Origin of the sequence: Marinobacterium jannaschii DSM 6295 (genome assembly GCF_000620085.1) — a bacterium.
Classification (GTDB): Bacteria; Pseudomonadota; Gammaproteobacteria; order Pseudomonadales; family Balneatricaceae; genus Pontibacterium; species Pontibacterium jannaschii.
In genome coordinates, this window is sequence record NZ_JHVJ01000025.1 from 1 (window position 1) to 24,698 (window position 24,698).

Here is a 24,698-nt window from a genome sequence, read left to right on the forward strand (position 1 = left end):
CGCTTATCCATCACTCAGACAGAGGCGCGCAATACTGTTCAGGTTTATATCAACAAGAGTTGAAACGACATGGTATCCAGACATCGATGACAGACGGCTATGACTGCTACCAGAATGCCCTTGCTGAACGGGTCAACGGGATCTTAAAACAGGAATTTTTACTCTATCGCTGCAAGACCTTTAAGGAGCTGAAGGCCTTGGTGGCGGAGTCGGTGGAGCTCTACAATCGAATGAGGCCGCACTTGAGCCTGGGGATGCAAACGCCAGACGAAGCGCATAGAAAAGCCATCTCCGCACTGGAGATGGCTTAATCAAAAACCGTCAACGTATTTTAGGACGTGACAATGCACAGAAGCCGAATTGTGCAGCTAGTTCATCCTGCCTTCGATACGACTCACTGCACATCCTTATCAAAGCTGCCCAGCTTTGACAGTAGCTTGCCGTTCTCACCTACTATCATCGTCCGATGAGCTTCCGAAAACTCAGGCCACTGTAACCTGTCAATCTGATCGGAGATTACGTCTCGCCCCACTGAACGCGAGCGCTCACTATCCCTTTTAATCAGGATGCTTTCAGCAAGCTGAAAAACGACCATAGTGACCAGGGCGCCGTAGTTCCGCCCATAATCACACACTACCTTTCTGAAATCCCGGCGAATATTTGTTGCATCCCAAACAACATTTCTCTTTTTCGCCAGCGCAGTCTTCAAACGCTCCTTTGCTAGCTGTAACACTCGTCCCCGGTTCTTTTGGCTTTCCTGGCCGCCATTCAACTCTCGACGAATCTCGTCCAGTGAGATCACTTCAAAGTCCTTCAAATTAGCGGCAATCCAGCTGGATTTGCCGCTGCCACTAACCCCGCACATCACATAGAGGTGGCTATATGAGCTGGACGACTGATAAGTCTTGCTAACAGCCTCCTCAGCCATATGGATATCGTTGTCGATCAGGAGGCGAACGGCATAACTATCCAGATAAATCTGTTCAACCACAGTGGCCTTAACCTGAATGCTTCTAGTTGCAGTTGAGAAAGGGGCGCAGTCCTGCCAGACACCATATTCTTCGGCGAACATCTTGAACTGATCGAGTAAGTCCAATTGCGAGTCTAGATCACTACAGAGGCGTCCACGCATATCGGCGACTTCAAGCCAATACAGCAGCTCAATATCGGCATTCAATGCCAGGTTCAGATACTGACCATACCCCTGGTTTTTCACTACCAGTAGCTTGGGCATGTGATGGTAGCCCACCAAAGCCATAACTTTGTGAATAACATCATATTCCAGAGGCAGGGCGAGTAGCCGGATTGCTAAATAGCTAAGCCCCCGTTCCTCGTGACCAGAAGCGACCACCCTCTCGACTCCAGCAATCTCTTTGCTCCTTGTCGTTATCGGTTTGGCTATATCATGTAATAGCGCGGACAGGATCAGCGCTTGCCGATCCTGTCCCTGAATATGGTTTGCCTCTCGATTTAAAAGGCAGTAAAGCTCATTCAGCACCATATCCGTATGTATCGCCACATTTCCCTCTGCATGCCATTGGGAATCCTGCTCTGTCGACTCATACCTTTCAAGCAGCGGAAAATAGGTAGCCAGCTTATCTCTGCAGACAGAAAAACCGGGACTGCCATCCCGCTGTAACGATGATAACCAGCATTCAAGATTCTTCATCGCTCATCTCCTTCAAGCGATTCGGTACTACCGGCTTATGCATCCAATGCTCATCCGACAGGACATGGTTTTCACGTACCCACTTAGCTACGTTCTGCGAGAATTCACTGAAGGCAAAGCCGTCTGTATTTCTAACAACAAAGCCTTCCTGCTTTTCAGTATCAAGCACAATGGAGCGGACCAAATGTTCATCCCAGGGACCAACATATAGCTCTCGTGGGGTATCCAGTCCCAGCTGTGCAAACAGCAATTTACTCTCATCCCAACTCAAACAGTGGTTTTGCTCATCCCACACCGAAAATGCCAGAAAATAACTGGGTAAACTTTTATAGCCTATTGAATGCTGCGCATAGAGGTTTTCGCCACAGATACGCCAGCCTTCAGGTATCTGATAGCCAATTTGCGCCTGCAGAGACTTCACCCAGCTTCGCGATGGGTGGAAACGGCTGTCTATAGAGCGAGCATGCAGATAGTCCGAGTAGATAGTGGTATTTTCACCATCCATCTTCTCAGTAATAACGATATTTTTGCCTTCAAAGCACTTCAGGCTGATATGACGAACATCGTCAATAGTCGCACCGGGCGACCAGGGTAAATGAGGGGTACGAGGATATTTATATCTCATCACGTAACTCCAAAATCCTAATAAAAAAGAAAACTATCAGGCACAGCCAAGCAGTCTCGAATGTAAGGCATTGAGACTTGACCAAAGCTGTGAGGAGGTGGAATTACATGGCTCTATTCCGCTATTTGAATCTACGTGATTCGATTTAAGGTTGGCACTAAGGTGACAATCGTAATGAAATGATAGTTAATATCCAGCGTTTTTAAAACAATGGCCGCACTTTCTCGATTTCTAATACGATTAAGTTACTGCCCCATATCCACTACCGGAACAAAGTTAGCTTCAATTCGGTCAACGATCGCTGCAGCTGTTTGCGTTCAGGCGGAAGGATGACCGAGCACAACGTAGCCGCTTTTGCGGCTACAGCTCAGCCGGATTAGTTCTCATAGGGACAGCTAACTCATTTTTGACTGCAGGTAGTTCTGGATTCCCACCTTGTCGATCAGCCCCAGCTGTTTTTCCAGCCAGTAGGCGTGGTCTTCCTCGGTATCTTCCAGCAGTTTTTCCAGGATCTCACGGGTCTGGTAGTCCTGCTCTTTCTCACAGGTTTTGATCGCTTCCTTCAATGCCTTGTCGGTGGCGTATTCCAGCTGGCGGTCATTCTCCAGCATCTCCGGCACATCCTTGCCGACATTGATGTCCGGCCTGCGCGTCATATCGGGAGTGCCTTCAAGAAACAGGATACGCTCGATCAGCCGTGAGGCGTGACCGCGTTCATCGTCTGATTCATGGGAGATTCGCTCGTGCAGCTCTCCCAGCCCCCAGTCGTCATACATCCGTGAGTGGATAAAATATTGGTCCATCGCTGTCAGTTCACCGCCCAGCAATTCGTTGAGGACGCCGAGTACTTTTTTATTACCTTTCATGTTTGCCTCCTCAGCCTACATCTGGGACTGCAGATAGTTCTGGGTTCCAACCTTACGCAGCAGGTCCTGCTGGGTTTCAAGCCAATCCAGATATTCCTCTTCCTCTTCGAGGATATCCTCCAGCAGGTCACGGGAAACAAAGTCCTCGTGGGTCTCGCAAAAGGCGATCGCTTCGCGCAGCTGCGCCAGCTGTTCCATCTCCAGATCCAGGTCACACTGCAGCATCTCTTCGGTGTGTTCACCGATCCGCAGCCGATTGAGGTTCTGTAGATTTGGCAGGCCTTCCAGAAACAGAATACGTTCGATCAGGTCGTCGGCCTGTTTCATATCCTTGATCGATTTCTTGTACTCCTTCTCATTGAGATCATCCAGGCCCCAGTTCTTAAACATCCTGGCATGAAGAAAGTACTGATTGATGGAGGTGAGTTCGATGGTTAGGGCTTCGTTGAGGTACTTGATGACTTTTTTGTCGCCTTTCATGGGAGCCTCCATTGGCAACATTCAGGGTTATTATTGTTCTGCCCGCTGCAATTCTAGCCCTGATTAAAACAGGCTGACGGAGTCTAAATACTAACGACTCTTATTTGCCCCTGAGTAATTTTCCCATCTGTGTAATCCAGCCCTAATACGCTGATTTAAAAGACTTTACCCACGCAAAAGCAGACAGACTTTCTACATCAGTTTTAAAAAATATAAGTTATAGCAAAAGGTTCGTAACAGGCGTTACAGAACAGGGTTGCCCGGACCGTCTGCAGAGGGAGTCGGGGCATACTTGTGCCGTGCCGGAGGTCCGGGACACGCAACACAAAAAGGCGTGCCAGCGGGTCTGGCACTCCTTTTCAGGGGGAAAATGAATTATCTGGCGCTGAAACTCATGCCAGAAACTCAAGCCACCGGGGTGAGCTGCTGCAGCTCAAACCCGGTGATGCCATCCGCGGCACCGGCGTTAAAGTCCGCCACCGCCGCACCTTCCATATGCTGGCGCCACAGGGCATGACTGTGCCAGCTTTCAGTGAATATAAAGCGTTCCGGTTGCTGGTTATCCTGATGCAGCTGATAGAGGATGCAGCCCGGTTCCTGCCGGGTAGCGGCGACCAGTTCAGTCATGGCCTGTTTCATGGCCTCAATACGGGCCGGATCGACACTGATCCGGGCGACGATGGTTAACATGGTCCCCTCCTGTGAATAACTCTGCTCAATAGCCCTGCAGTACGACCTTACCGATCGCACGGCCGGTTTCGATCAGGCTGTGGGCCTGACGCAACGTTTCGGCATCGATACGGCCCAGCTCCTCACCGACGGTGGTGATCAGTTCACCGCTGTCGATCAGCTCAGCCACCCGGTTCAGCAGCTGGCGCTGCTGGTCCATATCGGCGGTGCCGAACATGGAGCGGGTGTACATAAACTCCCAGTGCAGCGAGATCGACTTCATCTTCAGCTGCATAATATCCAGCGCTTCAGCCGGATCATCGATCAGCGCCAGCTTACCCTGGGGAGCCAGCACATCGACGATGTTGGCAAAGTGCAGGTCGGTATGGTTGAGGCTGATCACATGGCTGACATCATCCAGTCCCTGTGCCTTCAGCTGCTCTGCGAAGCTCTGCCCTGCCGCATGGCTGATCACATGGTCGGCGCCCAGTTTCTTCACCCAGGCTTCGGTTTCCGGACGCGAGGCGGTGCCGATCACCGTGGCTCCGGTCAGTTTAGCTGCCAGCTGGGTCAGGATGGAACCGACACCGCCGGCAGCACCGATAATCAGGATACGCTTGTCGGCATCCGCTGCAGCATTCAGCTCGGCACTGAATCCAAGACGGTCAAACAGCAGTTCCCAGGCGGTGATGGCCGTCAGTGGCAGCGCGGCGGCCTGAGTCTCGCTCAGCGTCTGCGGCTGACGGCCGGTAATACGCTCATCCACCAGCTGATATTCGGCGTTGCTGCCGGGGCGGGTCAGGTCTCCGGCATACCAGACCTTATCGCCCGGCTTGTAGTGTTCGACCTGATCGCCGATGGCGACAACCTCGCCCACGGCATCCCAGCCCAGTACCTTGTACTGCCCCGCTTCAGGCTCAGCCCGCTGACGCACCTTGGTATCCACCGGATTGACCGAGATGGCGGCGACTTTCACCAGCAGGTCGCGTCCTGTGGTCTCAGGCATCGGCAACTCAATATCTTCCAGCGCCTGCGGATCGGTAATCGGAAGGGACTGACGGTAACCTACTGCTTTCATTTTATGACTCTCCTACGTTGCGAATAGGATTATCTTAGGCGAGCATTAATCAATGAAAAACCATGCAATCATTTAAGCTTTATCAAAGGATTTTTGATAATGAACACTGCTGATCTGGCACTTTTTGTCCGTACCGCCGACAGTGGCAGCATCTCCGCCTCGGCGCGCCAGCTGGATATATCCCCGGCGGCGGCCAGCGCGGCACTGAAGCGGCTGGAAAAGCAGCTGGGGGCCGCGCTGTTTATCCGCTCCACCCGCCAGTTGCGACTCAGCGCTGAGGGCGAACGCTTCCTGCATCACTGCCGTCAGGCACTGCAGGCACTGGACAGTGGCCGCGCAGCCCTGAGCGCCCATCAGGGCCAGATCGGCGGCGAGATGCGTCTGTCGGTCTCCTCCGATCTGGGTCGCAACCTGATCCTGCCCTGGCTGGATGAGTTGATGCAGCAGCATCCCCGGCTGTCGATCCTGCTCAGCATCGGTGACTCGCTGGCGGACTTCTATCTCGACCGGGTGGATGTGGCGATCCGCTACGGAGAGCCTGAAGACTCATCGCTGGTCGCCTTTAAGATCGCCGATGTGGAGCGGATACTCTGCGCCTCTCCGGACTATCTGCAACGACAGGGTTATCCACAGACACCGGAGGAGCTGCGTCAACATAACTGTCTGCTGTTCCGGCTGAATAACCAGGTCTACGACCGCTGGGTCTTCAGTGATGCCCACGGACGCTACGAGGTGGAGGTTAACAGTAACCGCATCTGTAACGACGGGGACGTGGTGCGGCGCTGGGCGGTGGCCGGTCGTGGTATTGCCTTCAAGTCCCAGCTCGATATGGCTGAGGACATCCGGGCCGGACGGGTGGTACCGCTGCTGCAGGGCTATCAGACCGATCAGACCAGCCTGTGGCTGATCTGTCCGGACCGCAATCAGGTTTCTCCCGGCGTGCTGCTGTTACGCGACCGGCTGCGTGAGAAGTGTGCCACTGTTCTCGCCGGACTGGCATAGCAGCCCTTAGCGGCTGCGCAGCAGGAATTCATCTGCCATCAGCTGATGATAGAGCCAGTTGGCAAAGTGGATCACTTTACTGTCCGAGCGGTGACTGGCCGACTGCACCAGATACCAGGCACCGATCTCCGGTACGGTCAGGTCGATAGGGATCACCAGCCGGTTATTCTCCAGGTCACCGCAGGCAAAAAACGACTGCACTATGGCGACGCCCTTGCCGGCGATCGCCGCTTCCAGCGTCAGCTGATGGTTATCGTGCTGGCTGCCAATCCGGACCTGCCCCTCATGCAGCCCCATGCCGCGGATCCACTCCGGCAGGTTGCGCGGCGATTCGGTGATATCGAGAAACGGCTGCTGCAACAGTTGCTGCAGCGATTCAGCCCGGCCATTCTCAAACAGATCCGGACTGCAGACCGGAATCAGGGTGCCCTTGAACAACGGTTGATAGACCAGCCCCGGCCGGGTCTGCTCGCTGTAGATAATACCGATATCCGCCACATGGGGTTCAAACGCCCAGTCCAGGTAGGAGCTGAACAGCTCGATATGGATACCCGGGTAACGCTGGCGGAAGTCACCGATACGCTGCACCAGCCAGCGCGAGGCGATTCCCAGGTAAGCCTGGACGATCAGGTCGCCCTGATCCGGTTCACCAAATATCGCCTGGGTACTGGTCTCTATCTGCTGTAATGCGGCGTGAATTTCGCCGAAATAACGCTGCCCGGCATCCGTCAGGGCGATGCTGCGGCCCAGCCGGTGAAACAATGCCTGGCCCAGCTCCTGCTCCAGTTTCTTGATCTGGTGGCTGACCGCCGAGTGGGTCACGTTCAGCTCCTGGGCCGCCTGCTGGAAACTGAGCAGGCGGGCGGTGGCCTCGAAAGCCCGCAGGGCATTCAGCGGGGGAAAGCGCCGTTTCATGATCTGTCATTCCCTGCTGCTTCCGGGCTTAGCTCGCCCAGCAACCAGTCTTTAAATACCCGCGACGCGGTGGACAGGGAGCGCCCGCCCTGATGACAGAGGTAATAGTTCCCCTCGGTTACGACCGAATCGACAAAGGGCGCCACCAGCTGCCTGGCCAGCACCCCGCCCTGTTGCATCAGGTCGTCGTACATCAGGCAGACGCCGAAGCCGTTGGCCGCCATGGTCACCGCGGTAGCATGGCTGTCCATATACTGCCGGGGCTGATCGGCCAGCTGGTGTAGTTTCATTTTTTTCAGCCAGCTGTCCCAGCCGGTAGGCGTACCGATCACATCCAGCAACGGCAATCCCTCCAGGTCTTCCGGGCGGCGGATACGGCGGGCCGTGGCCGCGGTGCAGTAGGGCCTGAGTTGCGGCGTCACCAGCGCATGCGACTCGAACCCCGGCCAGTCGCCACTGCCGTAGCGGATCTCCAGCTCGGCGGTCGAGATATCAAAGTCCGTCGCCCAGTTGGTGCCCAGCTGGCGGATCGAGATCTGTGGATAAATCGCGTTAAAACGCTGCAGGTGAGGCGCCAGCCAGAGCACGCTGAAGGCAGTATTGGCGTTCACTTCCACCACCGCCGCATTCAGCGGGCTGAAGATCTGGGCCGCACCGGCATTCAGCTGCGCCAGGGTGTCCTGCACCAGCGGCAGAAAGGCCCGGCCGGCATCGGTCAGCTGGATGGTGCGATTAGCACGTACAAATAATTGCTGGTCGAGATGATGCTCCAGCAGCTGTATCTGCTGGCTCACCGCCGACTGGCTCATACTCAGCTCCTGCGCCGCCAGGGTAAAGCTGAGGCAACGTCCGGCCGCCTCAAAGGTGCGCAGCCAGTTGAGCTGGATATTACTGGTGAGACCTCTCTCCATATTCATAAGCCTTACTTATCTTTTAGACGTTTTTTTATCGTTTGAGCGATCCTTATTAACTTCATACCATCGAAATACAAGGTTTTGCAAGGCGTCTGCTGCGGCGCTCTATACAGGAAAATAAAAATGAAAAACAAAACTGATGTATTGATCATTGGTGGCGGCATCGCAGGTGTCAGCACCCTCTACCATCTGACCAAGCTGGGTTGGAAGGACGTTATGCTGACTGAGAAACTGGAGCTGACCTCCGGCTCAACCTGGCATGCGGCGGGCAACCTGCCCCACTTCAGCAACAGCTACAACATTATGAAGCTGCAGCAGTACAGCATCGCGCTCTACGCCCGCCTGCAGGAAGAGACCGGTCATCCGGTGGACCATCATCCGACCGGAGCCGTACGCCTGGCACACACCCAGGAGCGCATGGATGAATTCCAGCGCGTTGCGGCCATGGGCGAGATGGCCGGGCTGGACCTGGAGATCATCGACAACGATCGCCTCAAGGAACTCTACCCGCATCTGGATACGACCGGCCTGATCGGTGGCCTGTGGGATCCGGACGATGGCCATATCGATCCTACCAGTGCCACCAATGCCATGGCCGCCGGTGCCCGTCAGGGCGGTGCCACCATCGTGCGTAATAACCCGGTAGAGAAGATCGAACAGCAGCCGGACGGCCGCTGGCAGGTCACCACTGCCAAGGGCGTGATTGATGCCGGCATTATCGTCAACGCCGCCGGCTTCCGGGCCAACGAAGTGGCGGCGATGGTTGGCCACCAGCTGCCCATCGCCTCGATGGAGCATCAGTTTGTCGTCACCGATAACGTACCGGAGCTGGAAGCGCGCGATACCATGCTGCCGATGCTGCGTGACCCCGACGTTTCCTACTACCTGCGCCAGGAGGGCAAGGGCCTGATCCTCGGTCCTTACGAGAAAGGCGGCATCCCCTGGGCGACCGATGGCGTACCGGCGGCCTTTGGTCAGGAACTGCTGCAGCCGGACCTCGACCGTATCGAAGAGATCATGTGCACCGCGATGGAGCAGGTCGACATTATCGGCCATGCCGGTATCAAGACCGTGGTGAATGGCCCGATCACCTATACCCCGGACGGCCACCCGCTGATCGGTCCGGTACATGGCTACGATAACTACTTCGTCTGCAGCGGCTTTAACTTCGGCATTGTGCAGGGCGGCGGTGCCGGTCACTTTATGGCGCAGTGGATTGTTAACGGCCATCCGGAACTGGACCTGTTCGAGCTGGACCCGCGTCGCTTCGGCGACTATGCCGATCACGATTACACCGTGGCCAAGGCCACCGAGGTCTATGCCAACGAGTACCAGCTGGGCTTCCCCAACGAATACGCCATGCGTCCGGCCAAGCGCGGTAACAAGCAGTCGCCGGTTTATCCACGTCATGCCGGTAAGGGTGCCGTCTTCGGGGCTTATTTTGGCTGGGAACGGCCAAGCTGGTTTGCGCCACAGGGATCAGACCCGCGCGAAGAACACAGCTTCCGCCGCAGCAACTGGTTTGATGCCGTAGCCGCCGAGTGCGAACTGGTGCGGGACAAGGTGGGTGTACTGGACCTGTCACCCTTCACCAAGTTTGAGATCAGCGGTGAGGGCGCCTATGACTATCTGGATGCTATTTCACCGAACCGCATTCCGGTCGAAGCCGGCGGTATCGCCCTGGCACACCCACTGACCGCTCAGGGCGGTGTCGCCTGGGAGTTCTCCGTCACCCGGCTCCAGGACGGCCGCTACTATATGATGGCACCGGCCGCGGCCGAGCTGATGGTCGAAGACTGGTTGCGCACCCGCCTGCCTGCCGATGGCTCTGTCAGCCTGACCAATATCACCCGTGACTACGGCACCCTGGTACTGGCCGGCCCCGATGCGCGTAAGGTACTGAGCCAGCTGACCGACAGCGATCTCAGCAACGCGGGCTTCCCCTGGTTCAGCGGTCAGGAGATCGAGATCGCCGGTGTGCCGGTCCGGGCACTGCGTATGAACTTCGTCGGCGAACTGGGCTGGGAGCTGCACCATCCGATCAAACACCAGCTGGCACTCTACGACGCCCTGATGGAAGTCGGCCAGGCATACGGTATCGGCGACTTCGGCCTGCGGGCGATGGACTCCATGCGACTGGAGAAGGCTTACCCGATCTGGGGCCATGACCTGACCACCGAATTCAGCGCGCTGGAAGCCAGCCTCGGCTACTTCGTCAAGCTGGATAAGGGTGAGTTTGAAGGCAAGGCCGCGTTGCAGGCGCAGAAAGCAGACGGCGTGCCGCACCAGCTGGTACTGCTGGAACTGGCGGATACCGAAGTGGATGCGTCGGTGGGCATGGAGCCGGTCTATGGCGATGGCGCACTCGTCGGCCAGATCAGCTCCGGCGGCTACGGCCACCGCACCGGTAAGAGCCTGGCGCTGGCCTATATCCGCAGCGACGCCCTGGACACTGCGCTCAGCGTTAAAGTCCTGGGTGAGGTTTATCCGGCGACGATCGCCCGCCACGGTGTCTATGACAACAAAGGCGCACGCCTGAAAGCGGATGACTGAGTCATTCTGATCCGGGTTCGCCCGGATCAACAGGGTTTACCTTCTTAGCCTGAGTATCTCCGACTTTTGGCTACCTGCCACGCCCGTCACTGTTGTGGGACAAGCCCTCGCAACAGGGGTGTGGTGGGATCTTTTAAACCGCAGTATTCAAAGTAGCGCTTAATACCCGGCCGGCGTCATCATCCAGATCACCACGGCATCCTCATCAGCCGAGGGATTGCGGGCAAAGTGTGGTTCGTCACCCGTAATCGAGAAGCTGTCGCCCTGCTGCAACAGGAAGGTCTTATCGCCAATGCTCAGTTCAAGCGTCCCCGACTGGACAAAACCACCCTCCTCCCCCTTGCGCTTACGCGACTCCTTGCCGGTTTCGGCACCGGGCGCAAAGGTGGTCATGATCATCTGTAACTGGCCGCTGAGGCGCGGCGACAACAGCTCCTCACTGATGCCGGTACCGGCGAAGTCGAGGCGGCGGCGGTTGTCGGCCCGCACCACATGGTTCAGTTCAGCCATCGGTGCCTGCTGGTCGGTATGGAAGAACCAGCTGATCTGCACCCCCAGTACTTCACTGATCGCCTGCAGCACCGGGATCGGCAGCGAGGAAACACCACGTTCGACCTGGCTGACATAACCCACCGATTTGCCGATCGCTTCTGCCATCGATACCAGCGTTATCCCCTTGGCCTTACGCAGGTCACGGATTTGGCGGCCGATACGCAGGTTTTCACTGTCGATACTTTCTTTCCGGGCCTTGCCCGTTGTGGCGCTGCTGCTCATGCGGATCGCTCTTTCAGTGACATTTTCGAGCGATCATAGCAAACTAAATCACTCTGATGAATTTATCCCTGTTTTTTTCATAACCGACCGATAGCCCGTTGGCTGCATCGGTCAGCCCTAACTGGCCCATTCCAGCCCCGCTGCCAGCCCCTACAATCGGGGTAATCAGGGGCACTGCGTCCGTCATCTCTCTTTGCAGCAGTTTTAGAAAAGGTAGCTCTATGTCTGATATTCAGGTCAACCAACCCGATATGATGGTCTCAGTGCGTGAAGTTTTCGGCATCGACACCAATCTGGAAGTCCCGGCGTTCAGCGAGCGCGATGACCATGTGCCTGAAATCGATCCGGCCTACCACTTTAACCCGGAAGTCACGCTGGCGATTCTGGCCGGCTTTACCCGCGACCGTCGCGTGATGGTGCAGGGCCTGCACGGCACCGGCAAATCCACCCATATCGAGCAGGTGGCGGCACGCCTTAACTGGCCCTGCCTGCGTATCAACCTGGATGGCCATATCAGCCGCCTCGATCTGGTCGGTAAGGACACGATTGTGCTGGAGGATGGCAAGCAGGTAACTCAGTTCCAGGAGGGGATCGTGCCCTGGGCCCTGAAGCGTCCGGTGGCGCTGATCTTCGATGAGTTCGATGCCGGCCGGCCCGATGTAATGTTCGTGATCCAGCGTATCCTCGAACGCGACGGCAAGTTTACCCTGCTGGACCAGAACGAGGTGATCCACCCTCACCCCCATTTCCGTCTGTTTGCCACCTCCAACACCGTCGGACTGGGCAACCTGAACGGCCTTTACCACGGCACCCAGATGATCAACCAGGCCCAGATGGACCGCTGGAATATCGTCGCCACCCTCAACTACCTGCCACGGGAAGACGAGATCAAGATCATCCAGGCCCGGGTCCCTTCCTTTGCCGATGCGCGGGGTCATGATGTGGTCGACTCGATGATCGCCCTGGCCGACCTGACCCGTCAGGGCTTTGCGGCCGGAGATCTGTCCACCCTGATGTCCCCCCGCACCGTAATCGCCTGGGCGGAAAATACCGAGATATTCCGTGACCCGGCCGTCGCCTTCCGCCTCTCCTACCTGAACAAGTGTGACGAAGCCGAACGTCCGCTGATCGCCGAGTACTACCAGCGCTGCTTCGATCAGGAGCTGGAAGAGTCCTATATGCGTCACGGGGAGGTCATGTCGGATGGCCAGAGCTGAGAAGCTACAACAGCAGGCGGAGGAACTCTGCGGCGCGCTGATCCGGGCGCTGTCCGGCGAAAAGCAGCTGCGCTACCGTGGCCGCAGCCTGGAACTGAACGGCCGTCCTTATGCCGTGCGTACGCCACACCTGCGCACCGATGTGGAAAAGGACGATTTCCGCTCCTTCCGCGGTGCTGCCGACGGTATAGCCCTGCGCCTGAAGCACAGCGATCCGGTGCTGCATCGCAGCCTGATGCCGGACGATGATATCGGTGCCATGATCTTCGAGATGCTGGAGCAGCTGCGGGTCGAGTCGCTGGTCAGCGCAGCCCATCCCGGCGCACGGCAGAATATGGTCCACCGCTTTCGTGCCTGGACCCAGGAGTTTCATCACTCCGGCACCACCGAATCCCATGTCGGCCTGCTGATCTACAGCATCGCCCAGATCTGCTGGTCACGTATGACCGGCCTGCCCGCCGACGAGTCCACCGAGGGGCTGGTCGAACCACAGCGGATGATGCTGGCGCCTCATATCGGCACTTACCTGGCGGGCATGCGCCGTAGCAAGACGGATCAGTCGGCCTACGCCGAAAACGCCCTGGGAATCGTGGCGGTGGTGGCGGAGATTATCGACAACCTCAACAATGCGCTGAAAAAGGACGGCGACGATGACCAGGAAGAGCTGAAACTGCCGGAAAACCTCGCCAGCTTCAGCCTGTTGCTGGAGCCGGAAGATGGCAGCGGCGAACAGGGCGGCAGCCATGGCTCACGGCTGCGCAGCGCCCGCGAACTGGCCGAGCAGCTGGAAAGCTATCAGGTGTTCAGCCGGGCCTGGGACCGCGAGGTCGCCTCCACCGCTCTGGTGCGCAAAGACCTGCTGCTCGAGCTGCGAGAACAGCTGGATAAGCGCATCGCCGGCCAGGGCATCAACATCCCGCGCCTGGCACGCGAACTGAGCCGGCTGCTGGCCGCGCCGCGGCTGGACGACTGGAACTTCGGCGAGGAAGAGGGCTACCTGGATGGCCGCCGCCTCAGCTCACTGGTGACCTCACCGGAGAACCGCAAGCTGTTCCGCCAGGAACGCTACCAGCCGCACAGTAACTGCCAGGTCACCTTCCTGCTGGATAACTCCGGTTCGATGCGCGAGCATATCGAATCGATCGCCATGATGGTGGATGTGTTTGCCCGGGCACTGGAACAGGCTGGCGCCAAATCTGAGGTGCTGGGCTTTACCACGGGTGCCTGGCAGGGCGGCCGCGCCTATAAGGAGTGGCAGCGTAAACGCCGGCCACAAAACCCCGGCCGACTGGCCGAACTGTGCCATATCGTTTACAAAGACGCTGACCTGCCCTGGCGTCAGTCGCGCCGTGGCATGGCTGCACTGCTGAAGCCCGACCTGTTCCGGGAGGGAATCGACGGTGAAGCCGTGCTCTGGGCAGCCAACCGCATGGCGGCACGCCCGGAACAGCGCAAGATCCTGATTGTGGTTTCAGATGGCTGTCCGATGGAGTCCGCGACCCACCAGACCAACTCGGAGGACTTTCTTGACAACCACCTGAAGCAGGTCGCCGCGATGCTGGAGCTACGCGGTGATATCGAGCTGTACGGACTGGGTGTCGGGCTCGATCTGGGCCTCTATTACCGCCATCATCTGGCGATGGACACCAGTGTCCCGCTGGACAATGCGATGTTTCGTGAAATCATGCAGATGATCAGGCGCCGGCACTGATCACTGCCGCTTTTAATACCTTAAACATCTTAAAAAGCACAGAATAAATAACCAAAAACGATTAAAAGAGATAGGTCCAGACTGGCACCAAAAAAGTGCATTCTCTGGTTCTATTCCCCCCATAGTCTGATCCATAATATGGCCGCCGAAAGCTGCCACCGCACTGTTTTTCCGGCCCTCAGGCGGAAACTCAGGGTATAGCGGGTAACCAATGAAAAGTCATTGGTTGCACCACACTGGTGCAAACCGTGGTACTAATAACTGCTGCCGGCGTCCTGTTGAACATCGACAGACATCGCAGGTAATAGCATCTTTATCAGAGACATGGTCTTAAGCTGATCCTCCGGCGACACTTGCCCCATCACACAAGTTCGCCGGGAGCCCCGACCACGACAATAATTACAATACTCTTCAGATGAGATTACTCGCTACACGGCCCTGAAGCTGTGGCTTTCTGGTTGCCTCATCCCGCCGCTACCAAAATGGCGGAGAGGACGCATCAACGACTGACTAACTTTGCTATGGGAAACTGACAAGACCATGTCTGACTATCCAACGCTTGACCAGATGGGCGTTAAGTCCGTCGAGAATGTTGTGAAATACAGCCTGCGCCAGGAAGGCGATACTGATGTGCTGAAAATTTACTACAAGCGCCCGAAAGGCAGCTTCCTGTCCCGCAGCAAGAAGTTTACCTTTGTGCGCCCTAACCGTGTGGTCTCGGCTTATTCCTCCACCAGCGAGCGCGATAACCCGAACAAACTCAGCCCGATGCTGCTGGATGCCCTGCGCGAGCTGAAGAAGCTGCTGTCTGAAACCGAAGAGCAGAATCCGGTTGATCCGAAAGAGAAGTTCCTGGCCGACCTGGATCATCTTGAGCGCGTTATGAATGCCAAGATTAATGAGATCCGCCAGCAGATTCAGGATCTGGAAAAATAAGATCCTCCCGGGCAGGTGCAAGCACCTGCCCACTGTTCAAACCACCAGCAACAAACGATCCAAAAACGACATATAAGACACAAAAGCGACATCCAATTCCGGATTTTTCGCTCCCCTCCCCCCAAGTCATAGCTTAGCTGTTAGGTTTATATGACTTTTCAAACCTGTAGCTAACCGCCTCAGAACGCAGTAGGGACGCGGCCTGCCAACCAGATAGAGTCAATGGAACGATACTGGTACTACCCACTCAACATAGCTGGCCCTAAAAATGGTCATAGCGTTCAGACGAAACTAGAAGCGTTGTCGAAGTGACCTGATCGACGGGTTAACAGAACCTATCTGAGACCCGGGACAGGTAAACCGGACTGCAGAGTCATTGTCCTAGACACCCACAAGAGGTATCAGGACGGGGCTTACAGACAGCTTATATTAGTCCATCGGAAGCATGGACATCCCAAACCAGGAGATACTTATGAAACATAAGAATAAGATCGTAAAAGTACTTTCCCTGACTGCTGGCCTGCTCTTTGCGAGCAGCCCATTTGCTGCAACCTGGAACGTTGCGGTTGGTGATGGCGGCGGCAGTGCCCAGGAAGCTTTAGGTCTTAAGTTTTCGGAATTGCTGGAACAGAAAACCGGTGGTAAGCATAAAGCCAAGCTATTCCTTAACGGACAGCTGGGTTCAGAGCAGGATACGGTAAACGATGCTGCACTGGGCACCCTGGACTTCTCCATCCTGGCCAGTAATAACCTCGCACCATTCTCTCCTACCGTTGGCATCCTCTCTCTCCCCTACATCTTCGAAAACCTGGAACAGGCAGAAAAAACCGTTAAGGGTTCTGTTGCCGAGGAACTGACCAAGAACACCATCCGCGATGCCGGCGTGCGTATTCTGGGCTGGACCTTCTCCGGGTTCCGTGTACTGAGTAACTCCAAGAAGCCAATCCAGAAACTGGATGACCTGCAGGGCGTCGTGGTTCGTGTGCCTAAAAACGAAATCATGATCGACACCTACAAGTCCTGGGGCAACAACCCGACCCCGATGGCCTGGTCTGAAACCTTTACCGCCCTGCAGCAGGGTGTGGTAGACGGTCAGGACACGCCGTACACCACCATCTACGCGATGAAGTTCGGTGAAGTACAGAAGTACATCACTGACCTGCACTACCTGTTCCTGCTGGAGCCGCTGATCATCTCTGAATCCTTGTTCCAGGACCAGAATGAAGCGACCCAGAAAGCGATCCTGGCTGCGGGTAACGAAGCGACCGAATACAGCCTGCAGTGGCTGAAAGAGAAAGAAGCCACCATCAAGAAGTCTCTGGTATCCGACTACGGCATGCAGATCGATGCCCTGCAGGATGAAGCTGAGTGGGCTAAACGCGCTCAGCAGGCAGTATGGCCGAAGTTCTACGAGTCTGTAGGCGGCAAAGCCAAAGTCAACGAACTGCTGCGCTCTCTGGGCCGTGATGAAGTCTGAAGACTGATTCCTTCCTGATAGCTACAGCCATCCAGATCAGCCACGGGCCTCGCCCGCTGGCTGATCTGTGTTCGCTGCGGGCTGATTTCCTTCTGCAACAGTTCTACCGGAGACCATGCAATGGGCAGAAAGATCTACAACTTCCTCGACAATATTGAAAGTTATATCTGTCGTACGCTGCTGGCCGCCTTTGTTACCCTGCTTTTCGCACAGATCGTTTCACGTCAGATTTTCGGCTACTCCTTTTCGTGGAGTGAAGAACTCTCTGTCTATATGTTCGTCTGGTTTGTGTTTTTCGGTGCAAGCTACGCTGCCAAACTGGCTGCTCACAACCGGGTTACCTTTCAGTACAAGATTATGCCGGGCAAGATGCCGCAAGTACTGGAAGCCCTCTCCGACCTGATCTGGGTTGGGTTTAACTGCTACTTTGTCTACCTGAGCTATGACTTCGTCTTCAACAAGATGAACCTGTTCTGGAAGTCACAGACCCTGGGTGTACCGATGAAGTACATCTACATGATTCTGCCGATCGCTTTCACCCTGATGACAATCCGTATCCTCCAGGTGAACTACTACAAGCTGATCAAAGGCATCGACATCCGCGACCCTGAATCCAAAGAACTGGATGAGCTGATCGACGTGGATAGTCACGATAACAAAAATAAAGAAGTCGCTTAATTCGGGAGCCACATCATGGCCGAATCCTCTATCGTCCTTATTCTTTTCGGGTCCTTCCTGGTACTGCTGGTGATGGGTGCCCCGGTGACCGTGTCCCTGGGGGTCGCGGCACTGGCCTCGTTCCTGTACCTCGATCAGAATCCGATTAAATTCGTGCAGATCGCCTTTACCTCGGTGGGTTCCTTCCCGCTGATGGCCCTGCCGGCCTTTATACTCGCCGGCGCGCTGATGGAGGCAGCCGGGATATCGAAACGACTGGTCCATCTGGCCGAAAGTTTTGCCGGCCCGGTAACCGGCGGTATGTCCGCTGCGGCCGTCCTGGCCTGCCTGTTCTTCGGTGCTATTTCCGGCTCAGGCCCGGCAACCACTGCTGCCGTAGGCATGCTGATGATCCCGGCAATGGTGAAGCGCGGCTACGATAAGGGATATGCCTCTGCCGTCACCGCTTCGGCCGGTGGCCTGGGGATCGTTATTCCCCCCTCCATCCCTATGGTTATTTTCGGTATTTCCGCCATCGGTATGCAGGTTCCGGCTGAGGCGATCGCCCGCCACGGCACCTTCCAGAGTGTCTCCATCACCAAACTGTTTATTGCCGGCTTTATTCCGGGCATGGTGCTGGCAGGCTCGCTGATGACGCTGAACTATATCCGTTGTAAACGTGCCGGCTACAAAGGCAGCGGTGAAGGCTGGTCGTTCAGCCAGATCATGCAGGCCTTTAAGCACGGTTTCTGGTCGGTAATGGCGCCACTGGTAATCCTCGGCGGTATCTACTCCGGTTTCTTTACCCCGACCGAGTCTGCAATTGTCGCGATCTTCTACACCCTGTTTGTCGGTATCTTTATTCATAAAGAGCTGAAGTGGAAAGATGTGGTGCACTCGCTGGAGACCACCACCTGGCTGTCGGGCCGCGTACTGCTGATCCTCTTTACCGCGACCGTCTTCGGACGCCTGCTGGTTGAAAACCAGATCCCGGCGATCGTGGCGGAATCCATGCTCAGCCTGACCGATAACGTCTACTTCATCTGGCTGCTGATTATCGGCTTCCTGCTGTTTGTCGGTATGTTTATGGAGACGCTGGCGGCGATCATGATCCTGACCCCGGTATTGCTGCCGGTCACCTACAACCTGGGTATCGATCCGATCCACTTCGGTATCGTCATGGTATGTAGTCTGTCGATCGGCTTCGCGACGCCACCGCTGGGGGAGAACCTGTTCGTTGCCTCGGGGATATCGGATACCTCACTGGAAGAGGTAACCGCCAAGGCGATCCCGTTCGCTCTGGTGTCAGCCATGGCGGTGATACTGATCGCCTTCGTGCCGGAGATCTCATTGTTCCTGCCCAACCTGCTGAGTTAGGCCCGATCCCGTGCAGCCCCGGCTGGGACTGCACGGGATCAGTCAGTTAGCGATCCAGCCAAAAGGACTATCCCATGCTTCCTGAAGTAAAAAAGATTCTTTACAGCACTGACCTGTCCCGCGGGGCCACCGCCGCTTTTGAGCATGCGGCCTACCTGGCGAAGAAAACCGGTGCCGAGATCCATATCATGCACGTGGTGGAAAAGCTCTCCAGCGACGCCAAGATCACCCTGAAGACCTATGTATTGGATGCCGGTAATCGCCGTGAGTTTCTCAACGAACGCGTGCACCATGCAGAGGATAAGTTGCAGCAGCGCCAGGAGGAATTCTGGTCGGCGCAGAGCGAGGAAGACCAGCAGGTACGTAACCAGATCAAGTCGATCAAGGTGATTGAGTCCTACCCGGCCGAAGCGATTCTGAAGACATCAACCGAGCTGGGCGTCGACCTGATTGTGATGGGAACTCATGAGAAGGGACTGGTGCACACTTTCCTCGGCAGCGTTGCTAAAAACGTGCTGGGGCGGTCCCGCATCCCGATGATGATCGTGCCGCTACCCGAAGCGAACTTCGACTAACCTCCGGGAAATCAGCGATAAAAAAGCCGGAGTCTGGTCTCAGACTCCGGCTTTTTTATCGCTGTCGGATTGCGGCTGACTGCAACTTAACCGGCAATGCCCACGAAATCGTACACCACCTCTTCAACGCGCGCTTCCGGCTGGTTGGCCGCGCTCATGGCAGGCACATTGCTGTCAGTGTCGATCGCTTTCATCATCGCAGCGGCCTGAATCTCAACCTGATTCTGATGCTGTTCTGTATCAACCTTACGCTGTGCCTGCATGGTAAACCCCTTGTGCCTGTTGCAGCTCCGTTAAATTGGAGCCAGTTTGTCTAAGCAAGTGAGGCCAGTATAGTGATACACCTTTAGCTTGTAATGTAATAAAAAATCAAAAGCTAATTCTTTTTTGAAATATAAAACAATATCAAAAGGTTAGCCGCGCTTTTACGGAAAATTTTTTTTAACAGGCTGTTCAGATTTTCTTAAACAGGCTATTCAGCGACCACAAAGGCCACCACATATTCCTGCTCATCACTGTAGGAGAGGTGTAACGAAGAGATATTCAGTTGCTGTGCCCGCTGCAGGGCGCCGCCGGAGATCTCCAGCATCGGCTTGCCCCACTCATCATGGCTGACAGTCAGGTGTTGCCAGCTGACTCCCCGGCCGATGCCGGTGCCCAGCGCCTTGACGGCGGCTTCCTTGGCGGCAAAGCGTTTGGCCAGAAACAGCGCTTTGCGGGTCTTGGTTTCGAACTGAGAGAGTTCCTGCGGCGTCAGGATACGCGCCGCCAGACGGGGAGAACGGGCCAGCGCCTTGCTGACCCGGCTGATCTGGATGATATCAGTGCCGATACCCTTGATCATTTATTGCTTAACCCTTGTTCCAGACCGCATCACGCAGCGGCTGAACCCGTGCCTGGGTTTCCATCATCAGCTCACGCATCTCGGAAACCGCCTGCTTCAGGCCGACAAAAACGGCGCGCGCAATCAGGCCATGACCGATATTCAGTTCATTCAGCTGCGGGATCTCGGCGATCTGCTCGACGTTGTGGTAATGCAGGCCATGACCGGCATTCACCACCAGGCCCTTATCGAAGGCGTAGGCGGCGGCACGCCTGATCCGTTCCAGCTCTTCCGCCTGTTCGGCAGCACTTTCCGCATCGGCATAGGCCCCGGTGTGCAGCTCGATCACCGGTGCTCCACAGCGGATGGTGGCATCAATCTGGGCCTCATCGGCATCGATAAACAGCGAGACTTCGACACCGGCAGCCGCCAGGCGGTCACAGGCTTCCTTGATACGGGCTTCCTGGCCAACCACATCCAGACCGCCTTCGGTGGTCAGTTCTTCACGCTTTTCCGGCACCAGGCAGCTGTGTCCCGGCTTGACCTTCTCGGCAATCGCGATCATCTCGTCGGTCACCGCCATCTCGAAGTTCATCCGCGTCTGCAGCGTTTCCGCCAGCAGGTAGATATCGCGGTCCTGAATATGACGGCGGTCTTCACGCAGATGCACGGTAATTCCATCGGCACCGGCTTCTTCGCAGAGTGCGGCGGCATGTACCGGATCAGGATAGCGGGTTCCGCGCGCCTGGCGCAGGGTCGCGATATGGTCGATATTTACGCCCAGTAACAAGCGGCTTGGTTCAATCACGTTGAGCTCCTGAATAACTCGGGCAGCATCCGCTGCTCACATCTTCTGAAACAGTTCGCGGCTGCGCAGGGGCTTATCCCCCAGCAGCTGCTCCAGTAAAAGCCGCATCAGACGTTTTGCTGCGCGTCTTGTTGATTCTTCGCTGTAGTCATCCCGGGCGATCGCCTGCAGGTGACGGCCATAAAAACAGCGCATCCGCCCCTCTGAGGGGGCCGCAGTCAGCATACGAAAGCCTGAAGCGGGATTCCACTGATAGATGCCGTCGTCGTCGGTCTCGGCCAGCGCCTGTGCATAACCCAGTTCATCCAGCAGATGATGTTCGAAGGTACGCAGGGCTCCCTCAACGTCACTGCCGCTCAGCAGTTCGTTCAGTACATACTGGTAAAAGACATACAGGCGGGGATGTTCATCGAACGGCTGCAGGGTACGTTCCAGCAATTCGTTGACGTAGAGGCCGCACATCAGCGAGCTGCCCTTGAGAAACAGCGCGGCCGCAACCGGTTCGGCCTGGCCCAGGGTTTTCAGCTCCTGCCGCCCGCGCCAGCTGATCTGCAGCGGCACAAAGGGCTGCAATACCGGACGCAGTCGGGAGTTAGGCCGACGGGCACCGTTAACAACGGCGCTGACCTTGCCATGCTCCAGGGTAAAGAAATCGACCAACAGGCTGGTATCGCGATAGGGGCGGCTATGCAGGACATAAGCCGCCTGGCCATCAACACGGTAGTCCATCAGTCGAAGTCGTTGTATCCCAGGCTGCGCAGGGCACGGTCATCATCAGCCCAGCCACGACGGACTTTTACCCACAGGTTAAGCATCACCTTACAGTCGAAGGTATCCTGCATATCGATACGGGCATCGCGGCCGATGGTCTTCATGCGGGCCCCCTTGTCACCGATCACGATCCGCTTCTGGCCCTCACGTTCGACCAGAATCAGGGCGTTGATATGCAGTACACCGCGCTCATCGTACTGGAACTGCTCCACTTCGACGGTGGTGCCGTAAGGGATCTCTTCGCCCAGGTTACGCATCAGCTTCTCACGTACCAGCTCAGCGGCCATAAAGCGGGAGCTGCGGTCGGTGATCTGATCTTCCGGATAATGGTGTGGTCCCTGAGGCATCAGGGAAGCGATCACCTCTTCCAGAGCATCCACATTGTGACCTTCCTGGGCGGACATCGGCATGATCTGCTCGAATGCCATATGGCCTGCCAGGGTCTCAAGATGCGGCAGCAGCTCTGCCTTGTCCTTCAGCTGGTCGACCTTGTTGACCACCAGAATCACCGGACATTTGGCGAACTTTACCTTATCCAGCACCATCTGGTCCTCTTCGGTCCAGGCAGTACGGTCGATAATGAAGACCACCAGATCCACATGACGCAGGGCTTCGGAAGCGGCCTTGTTCATGTAGCGGTTAAGCGCCTTCTTACCTTCATCTTTGTGCAGCCCGGGCGTGTCCACGTAGATAACCTGCAGGTCATCTTCGGTTTTAATGCCCATAATCTGATGACGCGTGGTCTGCGGCTTACGCGAGGTAATACTCAGCTTCTGGCCGAGGATACGGTTCATCAGGGTCGACTTACCCACATTCGGACGGCCAACAATCGCCACAAAACCACATTTCTGGTCGGGATTGGGGCTTTGCGGCGTTAACAGGTAGGACAGATCTTCAGCCATCAGGATTTCTCCACTTTAAGTGCGATCAGAGCCTGACGGGCTGCTTCCTGCTCCGCCTGACGGCGGCTGCTGCCATGGCCTTCGGTAGGTTGTTCCAGCAGTTCGACGGCACAGCGGATATGGAAGGTTTGCTCATGGGCTTCTCCTTCCACGCTGACCAGTTCGTACTGAGGCAGTGCCGCGCGACGGGACTGCAGGAACTCCTGCAACCGGGTTTTGGAATCTTTCAGGGTTTCGTTCAGATCGAGCCTCTGCAAACGCTCGGCATACCACTGCAGAATAAAGCCCCGCGCTACTTCCAGATCACTGTCCAGATAGATTGCGCCAATGATCGCCTCAACGGCATCGGCAAGGATCGAATCGCGACGGAAACCGCCGCTTTTCAGCTCGCCAGAACCCAGATAGAGATAATCACCGAGGTTAAGTTCGCGGGCGATTTCGGCAAGTGTTTCGCCTTTCACCATCCGCGCACGCAGCCGGCTTAGCTGCCCTTCTCGGGCTTCGGGAAAGCGGATAAACAGGTCTTCCGCAATCACGAAATTAAGGATGGAATCGCCCAGGAACTCCAGACGTTCGTTGTTTTTCTTGCCGCAGCTGCGATGGGTCAGAGCCAGTTCAAACAGGCTGTCATCGTTAAAGCTGTATCCCAGCTTGCGGGCTAATTCTGCAAATGGTTTTATCAAGGTGCTATAGCTTCGTATTTCTTTTCAAACTTCACCAGCGCATCCACGTTATAGAACATCGGGACCCGCACTTCATAATTCAGATTAAAGCGAACCACACCACGCTCACGTTCGAAAACGATCGAATCCTGTTGCGGCAGTTTCACCGCGTTGATCCGGAACTTGCGCTGCAGATCCCGCTTCATCGTACTGTTGGTTTTTTTCAGCTCATCCTGGTCCTGAATAACATCAGTCAGAACCGAATCGATCAGGTAGTAGTCCCAGTAGGCGGGGTATAACTTGAATGCTATCGAAAACAGAAATCCCGCCACGATTAAGACAATCAGAATAGAGAGCGTTGATGCGCCCTTTTCCCGACCTGCATTCTTCTCCATCTCCCCTCTCCTTTTTACGGCTACTGAATGCCCCGGACATTGCTGAATGACGGCAGGCTGAAGAAGGACTCCCAATGCATCCAGACCGCAAAGGCCCGGCCTACCAGGTTCTCTTCAGGAACAAACCCCCAGTAACGGCTGTCGTTACTGTTATCGCGGTTATCTCCCACCACGAAGTACTGTCCTGCGGGCACAACCCATTCACCGACCACGCCGACCCGTTTAGTGTCGCGGAAGATCTGGTGGCTGACACCGTCCAGATTTTCCTGCATCAGCAATTGCAGCGGTCGCTTGGGAGGCAACTGGGCCAGCAGTTCCTGAGGCTGTACCTCGCCGTTGATGAACAGCTGCTTATTGACGTACTGAATCCGGTCCCCCGGCACGCCGACGACCCTTTTAATATAGTTAACACTCGGTTTCTCCGGATAGCGGAAGACAACGACGTCGCCCCGCTCCGGTTCATTGAGCGACACTACTTTGGTGTTGCTGACCGGCAGACGGATACCATAGTGAAACTTATTCACCAGAATGAAATCTCCGATCTGCAGGGTCGGCAGCATAGAGCCGGACGGGATCTGGAACGGCTCCACCAGGAAGGAGCGCAGCACCAGCACCACGAATAGCACAGGAAACATGGAACGACCGGTATCAATCCAGCCCGGCTCACGTAACAGTTCGTCCTGCGCCTCTTCCGGCAGCTCGCCGCCGGCACCGGCCAGCGCTTCGTTCAGCTTTTGCTGCCGCCGTGGTGCCAGAGACACCTTGTCGTATACCCAGATGATGCCACTGATAAGGGTGACCAGAACCAGCAACAGAGCAAAATCGAAGTCCATCGGATTTCC

The 24,698-nt window shown here is 56.1% G+C and carries 27 protein-coding genes; 10 read left to right on the forward strand and 17 right to left on the reverse strand.

Annotation, left to right across the window (positions count from 1 at the left end; all coding sequences use genetic code 11):
* The coding region (locus Q354_RS0112470) for an integrase core domain-containing protein (RefSeq protein WP_027857895.1) at positions 1–311 on the forward strand (311 nt) is incomplete at its 5' end.
* Between the two features lie 83 nt (positions 312–394).
* On the opposite strand, the gene Q354_RS0112475 is transcribed toward Q354_RS0112470, so the two are convergent.
* The 6 genes from Q354_RS0112475 to Q354_RS0112500 form a co-directional block, all read right to left on the reverse strand.
* The gene (locus Q354_RS0112475) at positions 395–1,669 is read right to left on the reverse strand and encodes an AAA family ATPase (RefSeq protein WP_027857896.1); all 1,275 of its coding nucleotides are present in this window, start codon (positions 1,667–1,669) and stop codon (positions 395–397) included.
* A complete protein-coding gene (locus Q354_RS0112480) occupies positions 1,656–2,294 on the reverse strand; it encodes an RNA ligase family protein (RefSeq protein ID WP_027857897.1) in 639 nt (212 codons plus the stop codon). The genes Q354_RS0112475 and Q354_RS0112480 overlap by 14 nt, the downstream gene beginning before the upstream one ends.
* A gap of 395 nt (positions 2,295–2,689) precedes the next feature.
* Positions 2,690–3,160, reverse strand: a complete 471-nt coding sequence (gene bfr, locus Q354_RS0112485) for a bacterioferritin (RefSeq protein ID WP_027857898.1) — start codon at positions 3,158–3,160, stop codon at positions 2,690–2,692.
* Positions 3,161–3,175: 15 nt separating this feature from the next.
* A complete protein-coding gene (gene bfr / locus Q354_RS0112490) occupies positions 3,176–3,640 on the reverse strand; it encodes a bacterioferritin (RefSeq protein ID WP_027857899.1) in 465 nt (154 codons plus the stop codon).
* 405 nt (positions 3,641–4,045) lie between these two features.
* Positions 4,046–4,330, reverse strand: a complete 285-nt coding sequence (locus Q354_RS0112495; protein ID WP_036229679.1) for a putative quinol monooxygenase — start codon at positions 4,328–4,330, stop codon at positions 4,046–4,048.
* Positions 4,331–4,355: 25 nt separating this feature from the next.
* On the reverse strand, positions 4,356–5,387 hold the full coding sequence (locus Q354_RS0112500; protein WP_027857901.1) for a zinc-binding alcohol dehydrogenase family protein: 1,032 nt from the start codon (positions 5,385–5,387) through the stop codon (positions 4,356–4,358).
* Positions 5,388–5,486: 99 nt separating this feature from the next.
* Between Q354_RS0112500 and Q354_RS0112505 the strand changes: the two genes are divergently transcribed.
* Entirely contained in the window at positions 5,487–6,389 is a 903-nt protein-coding gene (locus Q354_RS0112505; RefSeq protein WP_027857902.1) for a LysR family transcriptional regulator, read from the forward strand.
* A 6-nt stretch (positions 6,390–6,395) separates the two neighbouring features.
* Here Q354_RS0112505 and Q354_RS0112510 read toward each other — a convergent pair whose 3' ends face one another.
* Together Q354_RS0112510 and Q354_RS25620 are read right to left on the reverse strand one after the other, a co-directional pair.
* The gene (locus Q354_RS0112510; RefSeq protein WP_027857903.1) at positions 6,396–7,304 is read right to left on the reverse strand and encodes a LysR substrate-binding domain-containing protein; all 909 of its coding nucleotides are present in this window, start codon (positions 7,302–7,304) and stop codon (positions 6,396–6,398) included.
* Positions 7,301–8,215 (reverse strand): LysR family transcriptional regulator, encoded by a 915-nt coding sequence (locus Q354_RS25620; protein ID WP_051560098.1) that lies wholly within the window; start codon positions 8,213–8,215, stop codon positions 7,301–7,303. Before Q354_RS25620 ends, Q354_RS0112510 begins: the two co-directional genes overlap by 4 nt.
* 126 nt (positions 8,216–8,341) lie before the next feature.
* On the opposite strand from Q354_RS25620, the gene Q354_RS0112520 reads away from it, so the two are divergent.
* Entirely contained in the window at positions 8,342–10,771 is a 2,430-nt protein-coding gene (locus tag Q354_RS0112520; protein WP_027857904.1) for a GcvT family protein, read from the forward strand.
* Positions 10,772–10,930: 159 nt separating this feature from the next.
* Here Q354_RS0112520 and Q354_RS0112525 read toward each other — a convergent pair whose 3' ends face one another.
* Positions 10,931–11,545 (reverse strand): helix-turn-helix domain-containing protein, encoded by a 615-nt coding sequence (locus Q354_RS0112525; RefSeq protein ID WP_036229683.1) that lies wholly within the window; start codon positions 11,543–11,545, stop codon positions 10,931–10,933.
* Between the two features lie 221 nt (positions 11,546–11,766).
* Between Q354_RS0112525 and Q354_RS0112535 the strand changes: the two genes are divergently transcribed.
* The 7 genes from Q354_RS0112535 to Q354_RS0112565 all read left to right on the forward strand — a co-directional run bounded on the left by Q354_RS0112535 (position 11,767) and on the right by Q354_RS0112565 (position 19,495).
* Complete coding sequence (locus Q354_RS0112535; RefSeq protein ID WP_027857906.1) at positions 11,767–12,762, forward strand: AAA family ATPase; 996 nt, start codon at positions 11,767–11,769, stop codon at positions 12,760–12,762.
* On the forward strand, positions 12,749–14,473 hold the full coding sequence (locus tag Q354_RS0112540; protein WP_027857907.1) for a cobaltochelatase CobT-related protein: 1,725 nt from the start codon (positions 12,749–12,751) through the stop codon (positions 14,471–14,473). Before Q354_RS0112535 ends, Q354_RS0112540 begins: the two co-directional genes overlap by 14 nt.
* Positions 14,474–15,013: 540 nt before the next feature.
* Entirely contained in the window at positions 15,014–15,409 is a 396-nt protein-coding gene (locus Q354_RS0112545; protein ID WP_027857908.1) for a DUF3461 family protein, read from the forward strand.
* Positions 15,410–15,881: 472 nt separating this feature from the next.
* Positions 15,882–16,886 carry a TRAP transporter substrate-binding protein gene (locus Q354_RS0112550; protein WP_027857909.1) on the forward strand — a complete coding sequence of 335 codons (1,005 nt, stop codon included), beginning with the start codon at positions 15,882–15,884 and terminating at the stop codon, positions 16,884–16,886.
* 120 nt (positions 16,887–17,006) lie between these two features.
* A complete protein-coding gene (locus Q354_RS25625; RefSeq protein WP_036229687.1) occupies positions 17,007–17,564 on the forward strand; it encodes a TRAP transporter small permease in 558 nt (185 codons plus the stop codon).
* A gap of 15 nt (positions 17,565–17,579) precedes the next feature.
* On the forward strand, positions 17,580–18,920 hold the full coding sequence (locus Q354_RS0112560; RefSeq protein ID WP_027857910.1) for a TRAP transporter large permease: 1,341 nt from the start codon (positions 17,580–17,582) through the stop codon (positions 18,918–18,920).
* A 74-nt stretch (positions 18,921–18,994) separates the two neighbouring features.
* A complete protein-coding gene (locus Q354_RS0112565; RefSeq protein ID WP_027857911.1) occupies positions 18,995–19,495 on the forward strand; it encodes a universal stress protein in 501 nt (166 codons plus the stop codon).
* 86 nt (positions 19,496–19,581) lie between these two features.
* Here Q354_RS0112565 and Q354_RS28265 read toward each other — a convergent pair whose 3' ends face one another.
* The 8 genes from Q354_RS28265 to lepB all read right to left on the reverse strand — a co-directional run bounded on the left by Q354_RS28265 (position 19,582) and on the right by lepB (position 24,689).
* Entirely contained in the window at positions 19,582–19,758 is a 177-nt protein-coding gene (locus Q354_RS28265; protein WP_156948319.1) for a hypothetical protein, read from the reverse strand.
* Positions 19,759–19,967: 209 nt separating this feature from the next.
* Positions 19,968–20,339, reverse strand: coding sequence for a holo-ACP synthase (gene acpS / locus Q354_RS0112575; protein WP_027857912.1), 372 nt, complete (start codon positions 20,337–20,339; stop codon positions 19,968–19,970).
* Between the two features lie 7 nt (positions 20,340–20,346).
* The gene (pdxJ, locus tag Q354_RS0112580) at positions 20,347–21,123 is read right to left on the reverse strand and encodes a pyridoxine 5'-phosphate synthase (RefSeq protein WP_211252254.1); all 777 of its coding nucleotides are present in this window, start codon (positions 21,121–21,123) and stop codon (positions 20,347–20,349) included.
* A 39-nt stretch (positions 21,124–21,162) separates the two neighbouring features.
* A complete protein-coding gene (gene recO / locus Q354_RS0112585; protein WP_027857914.1) occupies positions 21,163–21,855 on the reverse strand; it encodes a DNA repair protein RecO in 693 nt (230 codons plus the stop codon).
* Positions 21,855–22,799: a GTPase Era gene (gene era / locus Q354_RS0112590; protein ID WP_027857915.1), complete on the reverse strand. Its 945-nt coding sequence runs from the start codon at positions 22,797–22,799 to the stop codon at positions 21,855–21,857. The genes recO and era overlap by 1 nt, the downstream gene beginning before the upstream one ends.
* A complete protein-coding gene (rnc, locus tag Q354_RS0112595; protein ID WP_027857916.1) occupies positions 22,799–23,482 on the reverse strand; it encodes a ribonuclease III in 684 nt (227 codons plus the stop codon). The genes era and rnc overlap by 1 nt, the downstream gene beginning before the upstream one ends.
* The gene (locus Q354_RS0112600; protein WP_027857917.1) at positions 23,479–23,856 is read right to left on the reverse strand and encodes a DUF4845 domain-containing protein; all 378 of its coding nucleotides are present in this window, start codon (positions 23,854–23,856) and stop codon (positions 23,479–23,481) included. The genes rnc and Q354_RS0112600 overlap by 4 nt, the downstream gene beginning before the upstream one ends.
* Before the next feature lie 20 nt (positions 23,857–23,876).
* Complete coding sequence (gene lepB / locus Q354_RS0112605) at positions 23,877–24,689, reverse strand: signal peptidase I (RefSeq protein WP_027857918.1); 813 nt, start codon at positions 24,687–24,689, stop codon at positions 23,877–23,879.
* Positions 24,690–24,698 lie beyond the last annotated feature (9 nt).

Excerpts from the sequence above, each read along its gene's own strand:
- Q354_RS0112475 (WP_027857896.1), bottom strand. The coding sequence starts at position 1,669 with ATGAAGAATCTTGAATGCTGGTTATCATCGTTACAGCGGGATGGCAGT.
- Q354_RS0112480 (WP_027857897.1), bottom strand. The coding sequence starts at position 2,294 with ATGAGATATAAATATCCTCGTACCCCTCATTTACCCTGGTCGCCCGGT.
- bfr (WP_027857898.1), bottom strand. The coding sequence starts at position 3,160 with ATGAAAGGTAATAAAAAAGTACTCGGCGTCCTCAACGAATTGCTGGGC.
- bfr (WP_027857899.1), bottom strand. The coding sequence starts at position 3,640 with ATGAAAGGCGACAAAAAAGTCATCAAGTACCTCAACGAAGCCCTAACC.
- Q354_RS0112495 (WP_036229679.1), bottom strand. The coding sequence starts at position 4,330 with ATGTTAACCATCGTCGCCCGGATCAGTGTCGATCCGGCCCGTATTGAG.
- Q354_RS0112500 (WP_027857901.1), bottom strand. The coding sequence starts at position 5,387 with ATGAAAGCAGTAGGTTACCGTCAGTCCCTTCCGATTACCGATCCGCAG.
- Q354_RS0112505 (WP_027857902.1), top strand. The coding sequence starts at position 5,487 with ATGAACACTGCTGATCTGGCACTTTTTGTCCGTACCGCCGACAGTGGC.
- Q354_RS0112510 (WP_027857903.1), bottom strand. The coding sequence starts at position 7,304 with ATGAAACGGCGCTTTCCCCCGCTGAATGCCCTGCGGGCTTTCGAGGCC.
- Q354_RS25620 (WP_051560098.1), bottom strand. The coding sequence starts at position 8,215 with ATGGAGAGAGGTCTCACCAGTAATATCCAGCTCAACTGGCTGCGCACC.
- Q354_RS0112520 (WP_027857904.1), top strand. The coding sequence starts at position 8,342 with ATGAAAAACAAAACTGATGTATTGATCATTGGTGGCGGCATCGCAGGT.
- Q354_RS0112525 (WP_036229683.1), bottom strand. The coding sequence starts at position 11,545 with ATGAGCAGCAGCGCCACAACGGGCAAGGCCCGGAAAGAAAGTATCGAC.
- Q354_RS0112535 (WP_027857906.1), top strand. The coding sequence starts at position 11,767 with ATGTCTGATATTCAGGTCAACCAACCCGATATGATGGTCTCAGTGCGT.
- Q354_RS0112540 (WP_027857907.1), top strand. The coding sequence starts at position 12,749 with ATGGCCAGAGCTGAGAAGCTACAACAGCAGGCGGAGGAACTCTGCGGC.
- Q354_RS0112545 (WP_027857908.1), top strand. The coding sequence starts at position 15,014 with ATGTCTGACTATCCAACGCTTGACCAGATGGGCGTTAAGTCCGTCGAG.
- Q354_RS0112550 (WP_027857909.1), top strand. The coding sequence starts at position 15,882 with ATGAAACATAAGAATAAGATCGTAAAAGTACTTTCCCTGACTGCTGGC.
- Q354_RS25625 (WP_036229687.1), top strand. The coding sequence starts at position 17,007 with ATGGGCAGAAAGATCTACAACTTCCTCGACAATATTGAAAGTTATATC.
- Q354_RS0112560 (WP_027857910.1), top strand. The coding sequence starts at position 17,580 with ATGGCCGAATCCTCTATCGTCCTTATTCTTTTCGGGTCCTTCCTGGTA.
- Q354_RS0112565 (WP_027857911.1), top strand. The coding sequence starts at position 18,995 with ATGCTTCCTGAAGTAAAAAAGATTCTTTACAGCACTGACCTGTCCCGC.
- Q354_RS28265 (WP_156948319.1), bottom strand. The coding sequence starts at position 19,758 with ATGCAGGCACAGCGTAAGGTTGATACAGAACAGCATCAGAATCAGGTT.
- acpS (WP_027857912.1), bottom strand. The coding sequence starts at position 20,339 with ATGATCAAGGGTATCGGCACTGATATCATCCAGATCAGCCGGGTCAGC.
- recO (WP_027857914.1), bottom strand. The coding sequence starts at position 21,855 with ATGGACTACCGTGTTGATGGCCAGGCGGCTTATGTCCTGCATAGCCGC.
- era (WP_027857915.1), bottom strand. The coding sequence starts at position 22,799 with ATGGCTGAAGATCTGTCCTACCTGTTAACGCCGCAAAGCCCCAATCCC.
- Q354_RS0112600 (WP_027857917.1), bottom strand. The coding sequence starts at position 23,856 with ATGGAGAAGAATGCAGGTCGGGAAAAGGGCGCATCAACGCTCTCTATT.
- lepB (WP_027857918.1), bottom strand. The coding sequence starts at position 24,689 with ATGGACTTCGATTTTGCTCTGTTGCTGGTTCTGGTCACCCTTATCAGT.